A 14,514-nucleotide genomic window follows, 5' to 3' on the forward strand; every position below is an offset into this window, starting at 1 on the left:
TGGTTCCAACCACAGATCGGCCCGTACGCCTGTTGTCGGACCCTGTCAAGCAATTTGGCTATCCCCCCTGGAGGATAGGCCGCATCCGCCATGGAGGATCGTTTGCGAGGCGACTGGACCGTCTGGACCGCTGCTCATCTGCGAACAATTGTCGATACGACTGCGACGAGCGGACAGGCAGTCGGCGGCCGGACGAAGCGATACGGTTCACATTGGGCCGATCTGGCTTTTGCACCCGCGCAGGCAGGTCCAACTCAGCTCGCGGCGAACCGCCAAAGGGCAGATCAGAAGAGCACCAAACCTTCATGCCTCACGTCGAGACCATCCGTTCACCGCGACATCCTCTCAAATCTGGACGACAAGGCCCGCCGCGCCCCGCGCTCACTTTCCATGCGGGAACGCCTCCGCCACCGGCCACATGCCGCTAAGCCGCGGGATAGCTGAAGCCTCCATCTGTTTGATCTCCCGCAAGAGAGCCAGACCCCATCATGATTGTATGGCTCCCGCTGTCCCGGCTGGTGGATACACCCATGCACTTGCTATCGAAGCCGACGAAGACGATTGATCGCCATGGTGCTGGTGTGGCGGCAAACGACGGCTGGCTCGCGGCAATAAGCCGCCTTGAGCCGAGCGAAGCCTGCACGAAGGTGGGTTCGACGCCGGAAGGACTCTCGGCTACTGAAGCTGCGACGCGGCTGAAGAAGCTTGGACCTAACCTGGTCGCCCGGGAACGCAAACCGACCATTCCCGAGGAGATTTGGAACCGCGCGCGCAACCCTTTGAACGCCTTGCTCTTGACGCTCGCGGTGGTCTCTTTTCTCTTGGGAGACGTTCGCGCTGCCGTCGTGATCGCTGCGATGGTCGTGCTGGCGATCACGACCGCCTTTATCCAGGAGCACCGGTCGAACGAGGCCGCAGCCCGGCTGCGCGCCATGGTTCACACGACCGCAAGTGTCAGGCGCGGACCTGTCCGAGCGGATGACCCCTTCACAGAGATTCCAATGGATCAACTCGTGCCGGGGGATGTGGTGCGGCTCTCAGCCGGGGATATGATCCCGGCGGATCTGCGCTTGCTCGAGGCCAGGGATCTGTTCGTCAATCAGGCCGTCCTGACCGGCGAATCCATGCCTGCGGAAAAACACGGCCAATCCAGCACGTCCGCGTGCGAGGACCCCTTCGACCTCCTGAACGTCTGCTTCATGGGCGCGAACGTTGTTTCCGGGTACGGCACCGGCGTGATCTTGCAGACCGGTCGGAACACCTTCTTCGGCCAGCTCGCCCACGAGATTGCTGGACGCCGCGTTCCGACCGCCTTCGACCAGGGCATCAACAGGTTCACCTGGCTGATGATCCGCTTCATTCTTGTGATGGTTCCTGCCGTTTTCCTGATCAACGGCCTGACCAAGCACGATTGGCTGGAGGCGTTGCTTTTCGCGGTGGCGGTGGCCGTCGGCCTCACGCCCGAAATGTTGCCGATGATCGTGACGGTTAATCTCGCCAAGGGCGCGATCGCAATGTCGCGCAAGAAAGTGATCGTCAAACGGCTGAATGCCATTCAGAATTTCGGGGCGATGGACGTCTTGTGCACCGACAAGACGGGCACGCTCACCCAGGATCGAATTATCCTCAAACGGCACATCGATATCGAGGGAAATGACTCAGACGAAGTGCTCCTGTACGCGTTCTTGAACAGCCATTTCCAATCCGGGTTGAAGAACCTGCTCGACAAGGCAGTGCTTGCACACGCTGAATTCGATGAACGATTGCGGGTTGACGGCGGCTATTCGAAAGTCGACGAAATCCCCTTTGACTTCACACGCCGGCGCCTCTCCGTGGTCGTCAGGCGCGACGGCACGAAGCATCTGCTCATTTGCAAGGGCGCCGTCGAAGAGATTTTCGCCGTTTGCTCAAAATACTGCCTGAACGGCGAGGTGGGCCGGCTCGACGGAACTCATTTCGTGGCAGCCAAAGAACAGACGAGCAGCCTCAATTCCGACGGATTTCGCGTCGTCGCGGTAGCCTACAAGGAAATGGAGCCGTCGAAGACGGTGTATTCGGTCGAGGACGAGGCGGACCTGACGCTTCTTGGATACATTGCCTTTCTGGATCCTCCGAAAGAGAGCGCAATGGAGGCGATCGCGGCGCTCGCGCGGAAAGGCGTGCAGGTCAAGGTACTCACGGGCGATAACGAGGTCATAACGCGCAAGATCTGCCACGAGGTTCAACTGGAGGCAGGTGAAATTGTGCTGGGCAGCCGGATCGGCCAGATGACCGATGCCGAACTGGCCGAGGTCGCCGACCGCACGACCGTTTTCGCCAAACTGAACCCCGAGCAGAAGGAAAGGGTAGTACGAGCCCTTCACGTCAAGGGACACGTGGTTGGATTCCTCGGCGATGGCATCAACGACAGTCCAGCCCTGAAAGTTGCTGACGTCGGCATCTCGGTGGATACCGCGGTCGACATCGCCAAAGAGTCAGCAGACATCATCCTGCTCGAAAAGAGCCTTCTCGTCCTTCAGGAAGGCGTAACGGAAGGTCGTAAGGTGTTCGCGAACATCACGAAATACATCAAGATGGGCGCGAGCTCGAACTTCGGGAACATGTTCAGCGTGCTCGGGGCAAGCATCTTCCTGCCGTTCCTGCCGATGGCGCCGATCCAGGTCCTGACGAACAATCTGCTTTACGATTTTTCACAGACGACGATACCGACCGATAATGTCGACGATGAGTATGTGGCTTCACCGCGAAAATGGGACATCGGCAACATATTCAAGTTCATGATCTTCATCGGACCGATCAGCTCGATATTCGATTACGCAACCTACGGCATGATGCTTTTTGTGTTCGATGCCTGGAATAACGCGCCGTTGTTTCAAACCGGCTGGTTTGTCGAATCGCTGCTGACGCAGACGCTGATCATTCACATTATCAGGACGGCCAAGATTCCTTTCATCGAGAGTCGCGCAAGTCCCGCGCTCATTACGACGACGATCATCATTTGTACGATCGGCATGACGTTGCCCTTCACTTGGGCTGGAGCTGCCCTGGGTTTCGTGCCCTTGCCGTGGACCTACTGGCCGCTGGTGACCGCCATGCTGCTGATGTATGCAGTCCTTACGCACTTCGTCAAAGTCTGGTTCACACGAAGGTGGGGCCTCTGACATACCCCTACTGTTCGAGTCGATGCGTGACGCAAAATGCTTAACACTCAGGGTTCTACTGCCACGTTGGGGCGACTGGCCTTTCGGTTGGCGGTCATACTTGCCCTGTCCATGCTCTGGTCTGGAGACGCACCTGCGCGAGCGGCGAGCCTGCTCAGCTGTTTGCTTGGAGTTGTCGTGCTGTGGATCGCCTACATCGAGAGAGAGAAGTTTGCCGGTTCTGGTCTTACCCGTTGGCACGAGGGCGCTTTTCTCCTTGCTCTCGGAGGTACGCTGCTGATTTGGTTTGGCCGCTAGGTCTCCCAGTCGGACGTTCTTACGCCACCCTGGGATAGCGCCATGGCCGGAAGGCCGCCATCGGAGGCTCATGCGGACGCGGCAACATTCGCCTTAGAGTGCGATCGCCAAAAACGATGTGACCCATGCCCATCGCGGCCGAATGAGCCTGCTGTCAACGGACATCAAAGCGGCGAGCTGCGGCCTGCCTTACAAATATTTCGAAATCAGCTTGAAATCTCTCAACGCAGCCTGTCCCTTCTGGCCGTGCGTCTTGAAGGACCGTTCGAGACTGTGGCTGATGTGGTCATGGATCATCGTCTTCTTGGCGCTTTCGATCGCGCTCTCGACCGCCTGCAGCTGCTGGGCAATCTCAGCACAAGGTCGATTGTTTTCGACCATTTCGATGATGCTCTCGAGATGACCATTGGCGCGTTTCAGTCGCCTGGCAATTGCAAGATGAGAATGGTCACGCATTGTTTTTTTCGCTCCTATCGTTGTAAGGGTATAACATTCATCCTCCCGCGGGGATAGGAGGGCACTTGACTCGCGATGAGGGGCGCGCATATGGGCGATCGGGCGATAAGGAACGTTCCATTGCGGCCGCCATCATTGCATACAGTGGTCCGTGGCAGTCTTCGCAATGGTAGCGCGTCCCTGATCTATCCGGCCCGGCCTGCGTGGTAGCTTGTCGCTATTGCGACGGCCATAGACGTGAGAATCGGCGCGCCGTAGAAAAGCGGGCCTTTAGCTCACGGTCCTGCCGCAGGAAGCGGAGGGGAGATGAGTGACCTTCAAGACGGTTGCACGATACAAGCCGGTTGGTTCCCAGCGCCGGCGCGCGGAGCTTACCGCCTAGGTCACGCTCCCTCGATCCGGCCTGGCCGTTGGCCTAAGCTGTGAGGCCCGAAGATGATCAACGCAGCCATTTTGGAGGCGCGACGCTGGGGAGCGATCGGTATGCTTCGCTTGGCCAGCCGAATACTCCGCTGCGCAATGATGCTTCATCGAACTCACCGGATTTCACACGGCGGTCTGCTGGCTATCTTATCGGGAACACGCGTGCTGGAGCGGCTTGGAGCTTGGTTGGCTCTCGGGCATCGGCGGAAGCGAGCAGAGCGAGGTCTTCGAAGTAACCACACCAATTGATCAAGCCTTCATCCGCCCCTCTGCACCGAGACCCGGATTGGGAGCTGGCATGGGATTCAAGCACCAATAGCGTCAGTGACTGGCGGGCTTGGCACAATTGAACAATGGTGCGAACCTGGGTCCGTGGAACTATCTAATATCGGCCGGGCCGCGGCAAGCGCGCGTTTGGGGATCGCGAACGCGGCCCCTACCGCAACCGAGCTCGCTCGTGGATCCAGTGGACCCGGGCATGCTTGATGCCGAAGACGCCGCACCGGTCGTCGCAGCGCTTTGGAAAGCTGGCTTGGTCTGAAACGATCCCGCAGCCTCGCCTTGCGATCCGGTCGCTGCCGTGACAGCCACGATCGACAGCAAGTAGCTGATGCGACGCATAGAGTTGCAATTCCTGCAGGCGGACTCGACAAAATCTTAATCCTGAATGCGGCGGAAGTACAGGATCCACCATCGGTTCGAGTTGACAGCGTCTCGCAACAGGCGAGGAACGCTCCTGGCCGATGATCCGGCCCGAGTCGTCGCTAACCGGCGCTCGGCAGCGCCAATCCGATCGCCGCACGTGCCCAACGGGATGCGCGATCTGCCAGAAGCCGAGGCGCGAGCTAAACCACCATTCGAGCATCCTCCGGGGAGGATCGGCTGCTTTTGCTTGACTTCGTTTCAGAGCGAGCCTAGGGGACGAGCGCGTTTCCCGCCGCAACGTCGTGCGGTAGCGAAGCGCGTCCCAACCCCTGATGAAAGAGCTATGGGCAGTACCGCCGCTGGCAACACCGCTCCACGCTACGCGATTGGATCGCAGTTGCCACCACATGTTGAAATCAGCCGCGACCGCGGCAGCCGTGGAGGCGTTGGCGGCCTGTAGATGACCGCGTTCGCTCACCCGGCCGTCCGGCGACGGGAAGGTGAGCGATGATCCCGAACCTCACAAAGTCTCGGTTGATTGTGCCCGGGCGCCAGCTGCCCGGCACCGCATTTCACAAAATCTTCTTTGAATTGTCGTATCCGAACCTCGGCAGGCACGCGCGGCCACCTTACGGCTCGCTGGCCATCCGACGGACAGGCCACGTCTCAACGGAAGACTCAACGCAACGCCCAATCCAAAAGCGGACGCCACGCTCGATCGACCTCGTAGCTGTGTTGCACCGACGTCACTTGCCGATGCCATCTCACTGTGGTGCGGGGGAGGCTTCTTGCAATGCCGGAACGGGTGAGGGTGAATCGCGTCGTCTCCGGCGGCTCGCGGTGGAGCCGCGCGTCCGCCTCTCCAAACTGTCGGTGCTGCCAAGAATTATGACAAGCGAGACCACAGCAGGGCCGGATAAGCGCGCCACCAGCGTTTGGCGTCGTACGCAGCTCGTCGTCGGCATCGGTCTTACTGCCGTGTTCAGCTTCGGAGGCCCAGTTCACGCAGCGGACCTCGCAGTGAGGGCACAGTCGCCCTACACGTCGACGGTCTACGACTGGACTGGCTGGTACATCGGTGCGCATGCGGGGGCGTTGCGCGGCTCTTCGAGTTGGACAGCGACGCCCCTCGGACCTGGCGGGCCGCCTGTGAGCGGATCGTTCGGCCTTCCTCTCAACTTCGATTTCATGGCCGGAACCGGTACCTACGTGCTCGGCCTGCAAGGCGGGTACAATTACGTTCTGCCATCGCGCGTGATGCTGGGCATCGAGGGTGACGTCAGTGTCCCGAACTCGGACGTCGTGGTGCCTTACTCGGTCAGGGGCGGCCAGACCGTCATTTCGCCTGCGATCGGTCAAGTCACCTACAGCGAGGCGGTTATTCACTACGGCAGTGTCCGGGGTCGCGTCGGCTATGCCTTCGATCACTTCCTCCTGTACGGCACAGGCGGCTTTGCCTGGACCTATGATCAGCTGACACGCAGCCAAGACGCCTCTCCCGTCACCGGCAGCTTCGTACCGGCAGGCACGCTGGAGACCAAACTGTTGTGGCGGCTCGGATGGGTCGCCGGGATCGGTGTGGAGATTCCGATCACCGGAAACTGGTCGGCCAAGGCGGAGTTTCTGGAAACCGGATTTGGTCGCAGGGGAGCGTTCTTCGCGGCCTCGATCGATGCGTTTCGATCTGATTTCGCCACGCAAAGCGTGCGAGTCGGGTTGAACTATAAGATCGGCGATACCAATCCGATATCAGCCCTGATTACCAAAACCCCGGAGGCGCTGGAGACGGATCGTTTCGCTTTCCATGCCCAATCGACCCTCCTCGAGCAGTACACCCCGCCGTTTCGTTCGCCCTATGTCGGCACCAACAGCCTCAATCCGAATCAGGGTCGTGAGACCTTTGACGCGACGCTTTATGCCGGCATGAAGCTCTGGGACGGCGCAGAAGCCTGGGTCAATCCGGAGATGGATCAGGGCTTTGGCTTGAGCAGTTCGGTAGGCGCAGCCGGATTCCCAAGCGGGGAGGCTTACAAGGTCGGCGCGAACTATCCTTACGTGCGTCTCCATCGCGCTTTCCTCCGCCAGACCATCGACCTCGGCGGCGACGTTCAGAAAATCGATTCCGGCTTCAACCAATTCGCCGGATCGACCACGTCCGATCGCCTGGTGATCACGCTCGGCAAGATCGGCATCCCCGACATCTTCGACACCAACAAGTATGCCCACGATCCGCGCAGCGATTTCATGAACTGGTCGATCGTCGATACCGGCACGTTCGACTATGCGGCCGACGCCTGGGGCTACGCGCTCGGCGGCACCATCGAGTGGTACACAGGCCCGTGGACCTTCCGCGGCGGCATCTTCGATCTGTCGATCGCGCCGAACACGACCTCGCTGGATTCCCGCTTCGGGCAATTCCAATGGATCGGCGAAATCGAGCGTCGCTATTCAATTCTAGGGCAGCCCGGCAAAATCGCCGTCACCGGCTTCCTGACGCGCGGCGGGATGGGGAGCTTTAACGATGCGATCCAGCTCGCGGCAGTGACGGGAGCACCTGCTGACATCACCGCGGTCCGCCACTACCAAAGCCGCGGCGGCATCAGCATGAACCTGGAGCAGCAGATCAACGAGAATGTCGGCTTCTTCGCCCGTGCGGGATGGGCGGACGGCCACAAGGAGGCCTACGAGTTCACCGATATCGACCGCAGCGTCGCAGCGGGATTCTCGATCTCAGGAAGGGTGTGGGGACGCAACGACGATGTCTGGGGAATTGCCGGGGTCGACAACGGCATCACCAACGTTCATCAGGCGTTTCTCAACGCCGGAGGTCTCGGTATTCTGGTCGGCGACGGCCAGCTTCCGCATGCGGGCGACGAAAGAATCTTGGAGACCTATTACAGCTTTCCTTGGTTTGCCTCGCGGATCACGCTTGATTATCAGCTGATCGTCAATCCCGCCTACAATCGGGACCGAGGGCCGGCTTCGCTACTTGGTGTACGCCTGCATACGCAATACTAGGCTTTGCCGAGAGGGAGCAGTTTGATGAGGCTACAGGATCTTCGTCTCGCAGTGCTGACGCGCGCGCCGCGCCCCAATGTCTGGGACTTGATCGCCTTGATCTTGGTGATCGGCGCCATGGTGCTGATTGTCTACGGCGGTAAGCAGACCACGTTGCCGCTATCGGCGCTCGACGTCTCGCCGGTCTCGCTCGACCCGGCTAACCTGCCGTTCTATGCGCTGCGCACCACGCTTCGGATGCTGCTCGCGATTGCCTGTTCGACCGTCTTCACCTTCATCTATGCGGCGGTCGCGGCGAAGAGCCGGCGGGCCGAAATGGTTCTGATCCCGCTGCTCGATATCCTCCAGTCGGTGCCGATCCTCGGCTTCCTCACCTTTACTGTCGTCTTTTTCCTCAACCTCTTTCCTGGACGGGTGCTGGGTGCCGAGCTCGCCTGCGTGTTCGCCATCTTCACGAGCCAGGCCTGGAACATGACTTTCAGCATGTACCAGTCGCTCCGGAACGTACCGAAGGATCTCGACGAGGCCTCCAAGAGCTTCCATTTGAGCGGCTGGCAACGCTTCTGGCGGCTCGACGTGCCCTTTGCCATGCCCGGCCTGATCTGGAACGCCATGATGTCGATGTCCGGCGGCTGGTTCTTCGTCGTTGCCTCGGAAGCAATCACGGTCGGCAACACCACCGTCACCTTGCCTGGCGTCGGCTCCTACGTAGCGCTGGCGATCGAAAAGCGCGACCTCGCCGCGATCGGCTACGCCATTTTCACCATGCTGCTGGTCATCATTGTCTATGACCAGCTCTTGTTCCGTCCCATCGTCGCCTGGGCGGACAAGTTCCGCTTCGAGCAGACCGCCTCTGGTGATGCGCCGACCTCCTGGATGCTCGACCTGTTCCGCCGCACCCGCGCATTGCGGGCGCTGACGCTGCCGTTTGCGGCGCTCAACCGCGCTTTTTCCAATCTGAGCGCCGAGTGGCCCCGGGCGCTGCGCCCCTCATCGAAGCCCGGTGCCCCACCATCGCGCCTCATCGACGCGCTGTGGTTCGCTATTATCGGCATTGCCACAGGCTACGCGGCCTACAAGGCCTATTATTATCTGTCGGCCAATCTGCAGCTGTCGGACGTGTATGAGGCGGTTTTGGGCGGGTTCGCCACCTTGCTTCGTGTGATCACGTTGATTGCGCTTGCCACGTTGATCTGGGTGCCGATCGGAGTCTGGATCGGGCTTCGTCCGAGGATTGCCGAGCGGGTGCAGCCGCTGGCGCAATTCCTCGCTGCATTTCCCGCTAACCTTGCATTCCCGGTCTTTGTCCTTTGGATCGTGCACTACGGCCTCAACTCCAACATCTGGCTGAGCCCGCTGATGATCCTGGGGACGCAATGGTACATCCTGTTCAATGTGATTGCTGGCGCCAGCGCCTTCCCGAGCGATCTGCGCGAAGCTGCTGCGAGCCTTCACCTCACCGGTTGGCGCTGGTGGATTAAGGTGATCCTGCCCGGCATATTTCCCTATTACGTCACCGGTGCCATCACCGCTTCCGGCGGCTCCTGGAATGCGTCCATCGTCGCAGAGGTCGCAAGCTGGGGCGACACTCACCTGTCAGCGACGGGCCTTGGGGCCTATATCGCGAAAGCAACCGAGGACGGCGATTTCCCGCGCGTCGTGCTCGGCATCGCCATCATGTGCATCATGGTCACTCTGTTCAATCGGCTGTTCTGGCGCCCCCTCTATGCGTTCGGCGAACGCCGGCTCCGCCTCGGCTAATGATTTCAAGGCTGATGGAAGACAAACCCATGCTTGATCAAAACAAGTCGCCAGCCACCCTGATCGATATCCGCAGCGTCAGTCGCTCCTTCCCGAAAGGATCCGGCGATGATCTCCTGGTGCTGGACAAGGTCGATCTGACCATCCGTTCCGGCGAGATCGTTGGTCTCCTCGGTCGCTCCGGCTCGGGCAAGTCGACGTTGCTCCGCATCATTGCTGGCCTGATTGCCCCCTCGTCGGGAGCCGCGACCTGCCGCGGCGATGCGATCCAAGGACCACCCAATGGGGTCGCCATGGTGTTCCAGTCCTTTGCGCTGTTTCCCTGGTTGACCGTTTTGCAGAATGTGGAGCTCGGCCTCGAAGCTCTCGGCATTGACGCGGCCGAGCGGCGCAAGCGCGCGATTGCGGCGATCGACCTGATCGGTCTGGACGGCTTCGAATCCGCCTACCCGAAGGAATTGTCAGGCGGCATGCGCCAGCGCGTGGGTTTTGCACGGGCGCTGGTCGTGCATCCGGACCTGCTGCTGATGGATGAACCTTGAGCTGGTCCCGGAAATCTGGACAGGACGATAAGTGGAAAATCTGCCTGAGAACGGCGATAGTCGCCGCGAACAGGAGAGACCATGAAAAGACGGCCACGTCGGAACCACTCACCGGCCTTCAAAGCGAAGGTGGCCCTGGCCGCCATCAAGGGCGATCGGACGATCGTCCAACTTGCCGAGCAATTCGACGTCCACCCCAATCAGATCACGGCGTGGAAATCGCAGCTTGAGGGCAGTGCCTCCGAAGTTTTCGGATCGGGAGGAGCGCCGGCGATCCCCGCGATCGATGTGAAGTCGCTTCATGCCAAGATCGGGGAGCTGACGCTGGAGAACGATTTTTTAGAAGGCGCGCTCACCAAGGCGGGATTGCTGAGCGCAAAGCGATGATCGACCGTGACCACGACCTGTCGATCACCAAGCAGGCAGAGGTTTTGAAGATCAGCCGGGGCAGCGTTTATTATGTGCCGCGCCCGGTGTCGCCAGCCGACCTCGATATCATGCAGCAGCTCGATCGGCTGCACCTGGAGTACCCCTTCGCAGGTTCGCGTATGCTGCGCGGCCTGCTGGCTTTGCGGGGGTGCAAGGTCGGACGCCGTCATGTCAAGACGCTGATGCGGCGGATGGGGATGGAGGCGCTCTATCGCCGTCCACGCACCACCAAGCCCGAGCCCGGTCACAAGATCTACCCGTACCTGCTGCGCGACCTGGAGATTACGCGACCGAACCAGGTCTGGGCCATGGACATCACCTATATCCCGATGGCCCATGGCTTCGTCTATCTCGCCGCGGTGCTGGACTGGGCGACCCGTCGTGTTCTGTCCTGGCGGCTGTCGATCACGATGGAGGCGGCCTTCTGCGTCGAGACATTGGAGGATGCTCTCGCGCGTCACGGCAAGCCGGACATCTTCAACACCGACCAGGGCTCGCAGTTCACCGGTGCGGCCTTCACCGGCGTATTGGCCGACAACGGCATCGCCATCAGCATGGACGGCAAAGGGGCCTGGCGAGACAACGTCTTCGTTGAGAGGCTGTGGAAAAGCATCAAATACGAGGAGGTCTATCTGCGAGCCTACGAAACCGTCGGCGAGGCGCGAAGCTCGATTGGTCGCTATCTCGACTTCTACAACGGGCGACGGCCGCATTCGAGCCTTGACGACCGCACCCCGGATCAAGCCTACTTCGATCTTCCTCCGCTCCGCGCGGCGGCCTAACCCCGGCAGAGGCTCCACTTATCGACGCGGAAAATCTGTTCAGACAACCGGGACCACCTCACCGTTCTCGGCGCTTGACGTGCTTACCGCAGAGACGCTGCGCACCGACCTAATCGATCTCTGGATCGAGGGTCGATTGCCGATCAAGTCGATCCTGATGGTGACACACAATATTGAGGAGGCCGTATTGATGTGCGACCGCGTCCTGGTGTTTTCGTCAAATCCCGGACGGGTGGCCGCTGAATTCAAGATCGACCTCGCCCATCCGCGCAATCGCCTCGATCCGACATTCAGACAGCTCGTCGACAATCTCTATGCACGCATGACGCAACGCGCCGAGCCAAAGACTCCAGCGTCTGGAGGCATTCCTGGCACGGGCGTAGGGATGGTCATCCACCACGTCTCGTCCAACGTGCTCTCCGGTCTGATCGAGACGCTGGCGGCGGCGCCCTATAGTGGGCACGCTGACCTTCCCGTGCTGGCAAGCAACCTGCAATTGGAAACCGACGAGATCCTGCATCTCGGCGAGTCCCTGCAATTGCTGCGATTTGCCCAGTTGAGCGAGGGCGACCTGATGTTGACAGAGGCCGGCCAGCGCTTCGCGCACCTGGAAACCGACGCGCGCAAGAAACTCTTTGCCGAGCACCTCCTTGCCTATGTGCCCGTTATGGGCCTGATCAGGCGTGTGCTCGATGAGCGGCCTTCGCATACGGCCCCCACCGCGCGCTTTCGCAACGAGCTCGAGGATTACATGTCGGAAGACGATGCCGACGATACGCTCAGGGCCATCGTGTCGTGGGGACGCTATGCCGAATTGTTTGCATATGACGAACAGTCGGAAACGTTCAGCCTGGAAAACCCGGGCTAGCCAGTCCACTGGCTCTACCAGGGCTGAGACTTATTAAACCGACCATACCAAAGCTGCGGCGAGGCAGAGAGAAGCCAGGTAGTTTGGCGCGGGCCTATCCTAGCCCGTCTTCGCGGATTCGCGCTGGCAAATCGTGATTTTGCGATTTTTTAGGCGGGTTAAGTAGTTGATCCACAAAGGGCTGGATGTTCGGATTCGGCCGAAATCGGCTGTAGTGAAGACCTACCCGATTCCCAAGGCCATGACGGTGCGCGTAGGATTCGCCATCATGTTCCTGCGCCGCACCGAGCGAAAGAAGAATGGCAAGACGCACACCTACTGGAGCGTCGTCGAGAACAAGCGTCTCGATGGTGGACGGGTGGTGCAGCGGCATGTGCTGTATCTCGGCGAGATCAACTCCTCACAGGCGGCGAGCTGGCGCAAGGCGATCGAGGTGTTCGACGAGGACACCGGCCGCGCGCAGACGCTGTCGCTGTTCGCGGAGGATCGCTGCGAAGCCGTGGCTGGCGATGCGTCGATCATCCAACTGCGTCTGTCGCAGATGCGGCTCCACCGCCCGCGGCAATGGGGCGCCTGCTGGTTGGCGGGACAGCTGTGGCAGGAGCTTCAGCTCGACCAGTTCTGGGCCGAGCGGCTGCCGCCGAGCCGGAAGAAGACGCGCTGGGATCAGATCCTGCAGGTGCTCGCCACCTACCGCCTGATCGCGCCGGGCAGCGAATGGCGGCTGCATCGGCAATGGTTCGGCGACAGCGCGATGGCGGATCTGCTGGGCGCTGACTTCGGTCTTGTGGAGGAGCACAAGCTCTACGCCTGTCACGATCTGCTGCTGGCGCACAAGGACGCGCTGTTCAGTCACCTGGTCGGACGCTGGCGTGATCTGTTCAATGCCGACTTCGACGTCCTGCTGTACGACCTGACCAGTACCTACTTCGATGTCAATGCCGCGGACCTGCCGGAGGACGGCAAACGCCGTCACGGCTACAGCCGCGACAAGCGGCCGGACTGTCCGCAGGTCGTGATCGCGCTGGTGGTGACCCCTGACGGCCTGCCGCTGGCTTACGAGGTATTGCCCGGCAACACTGCCGACAGCAGGACGTTGCGGATGTTCCTTTCCAAGATCGAGCAGCAATACGGCAAGGCACGCCGGGTCTGGGTGATGGATCGCGGCGTGCCGACCGAGGCCGTGCTGGCGGAGATGCGGGGCAGCGATCCGCCGGTGCAATATCTGGTGGGAACGCCAAAGGGCCGCCTCAACCGTCTGGAGAAGCATCTCGTCGACAGGCCCTGGCAGGACGCGCGCGAGGGCGTCAAGGTGAAGCTGCTGGCCGAGGACGGCGAGCTGTACGTGTTCGCGCAGAGCCATGACCGCGTGACCAAGGAGCGCGCCATGCGCCAGCGGCAGTTGAAGTGGCTGTGGAAGCGGCTGCGGCAGATCGCCGTCATGGAGCTGACGCGCGAGGAGCTCCTGATGAAGCTCGGCGCCGCGCGCTCACATGCGCCGGCGGCCTGGCGGCTGGTCGACATCGAGGTCGACAAGCAACACCCGCGCTTCAGCTTCACGCTCAATCGCAGCAAGCTGCGCAGGACGCGCCGGCGCGAAGGCCGTTATCTGCTGCGCACCAATCTTGCCGACAATGATCCAGCGAAGCTCTGGCAATATTACGTTCAGCTCGTTGCCGTTGAAGAAGCCTTCCGTAATCTCAAGGGCGACCTGGCGATCCGCCCGGTCTTCCACCAGGACGAGGCGCGGATCGAGGCCCACATCTTCATCGCCTTCCTGGCTTACTGCATGCAGGTCACGCTAACCCGGCGTCTCCACGCCCTGGCGCCGGGGCTCACGGCACGCAGCGTTCTCGATAAATTTGCCGCCATGCAGATGATCGATGTCCATCTGCCCACGACCGACGCACGCGAGATCGTTCTCACCCGCTACACCCATCCCGAGCCCGAACTGCAGCTTCTGATCGACCGCCTCAAGCTCAGCCTGCCGCCACAACCGCCGCCGAGGATGCGGATTCCGACGAAGTCGCCCAGGCGTACCGATATGAAGTCGCCCGTGGATTCCGAGACGATGTCGCCCACCTTTCCGATTTGATCTCGCCCAGCGGCGAGGCGTTCTGGCCGGCTGGTTC

General features: G+C 60.7%; 6 protein-coding genes and 2 pseudogenes. 7 read left to right on the forward strand and 1 reads right to left on the reverse strand.

The annotated features are described in order from the left end of the window. Positions 1–530 precede the first annotated feature (530 nt). Positions 531–3,161, forward strand: a complete 2,631-nt coding sequence (gene mgtA / locus BBTA_RS06790; RefSeq protein WP_041750407.1) for a magnesium-translocating P-type ATPase — start codon at positions 531–533, stop codon at positions 3,159–3,161. Positions 3,162–3,647: 486 nt separating this feature from the next. Here the strand turns inward: mgtA and BBTA_RS06800 are convergent, their stop codons facing one another. Continuing rightward, positions 3,648–3,914, reverse strand: coding sequence for a metal-sensing transcriptional repressor (locus tag BBTA_RS06800; RefSeq protein ID WP_041750409.1), 267 nt, complete (start codon positions 3,912–3,914; stop codon positions 3,648–3,650). 2,088 nt (positions 3,915–6,002) lie between these two features. On the opposite strand from BBTA_RS06800, the gene BBTA_RS06805 reads away from it, so the two are divergent. The 6 genes and pseudogenes from BBTA_RS06805 (at position 6,003) to BBTA_RS06835 (ending at position 14,477) form a co-directional block, all read left to right on the forward strand. Continuing rightward, on the forward strand, positions 6,003–8,000 hold the full coding sequence (locus BBTA_RS06805; protein WP_012041717.1) for a carbohydrate porin: 1,998 nt from the start codon (positions 6,003–6,005) through the stop codon (positions 7,998–8,000). 24 nt (positions 8,001–8,024) lie between these two features. Beyond that, entirely contained in the window at positions 8,025–9,761 is a 1,737-nt protein-coding gene (locus tag BBTA_RS06810; RefSeq protein ID WP_041750410.1) for an ABC transporter permease subunit, read from the forward strand. Positions 9,762–9,790: 29 nt separating this feature from the next. After that, positions 9,791–10,300: pseudogene (locus tag BBTA_RS06815) on the forward strand (ABC transporter ATP-binding protein); the annotation flags it as partial. An 84-nt stretch (positions 10,301–10,384) separates the two neighbouring features. Beyond that, a protein-coding gene (locus BBTA_RS06825) for an IS3 family transposase (protein ID WP_085972584.1) occupies positions 10,385–11,514 on the forward strand; the annotation gives its coding sequence in 2 pieces (ribosomal slippage) (positions 10,385–10,637 and positions 10,637–11,514; 1,131 coding nt in all). Between the two features lie 61 nt (positions 11,515–11,575). Next, positions 11,576–12,382: pseudogene (locus BBTA_RS06830) on the forward strand (AAA-associated domain-containing protein); the annotation flags it as partial. A gap of 214 nt (positions 12,383–12,596) precedes the next feature. Continuing rightward, a complete protein-coding gene (locus tag BBTA_RS06835; RefSeq protein ID WP_371260184.1) occupies positions 12,597–14,477 on the forward strand; it encodes an IS1634 family transposase in 1,881 nt (626 codons plus the stop codon). Positions 14,478–14,514 lie beyond the last annotated feature (37 nt).

The sequence above is a fragment of the Bradyrhizobium sp. BTAi1 genome, from assembly GCF_000015165.1.
GTDB lineage: Bacteria > Pseudomonadota > Alphaproteobacteria > Rhizobiales > Xanthobacteraceae > Bradyrhizobium > Bradyrhizobium denitrificans.

Excerpts from the sequence above, each read along its gene's own strand:
- mgtA (WP_041750407.1), top strand. The coding sequence starts at position 531 with ATGCACTTGCTATCGAAGCCGACGAAGACGATTGATCGCCATGGTGCT.
- BBTA_RS06800 (WP_041750409.1), bottom strand. The coding sequence starts at position 3,914 with ATGCGTGACCATTCTCATCTTGCAATTGCCAGGCGACTGAAACGCGCC.
- BBTA_RS06810 (WP_041750410.1), top strand. The coding sequence starts at position 8,025 with ATGAGGCTACAGGATCTTCGTCTCGCAGTGCTGACGCGCGCGCCGCGC.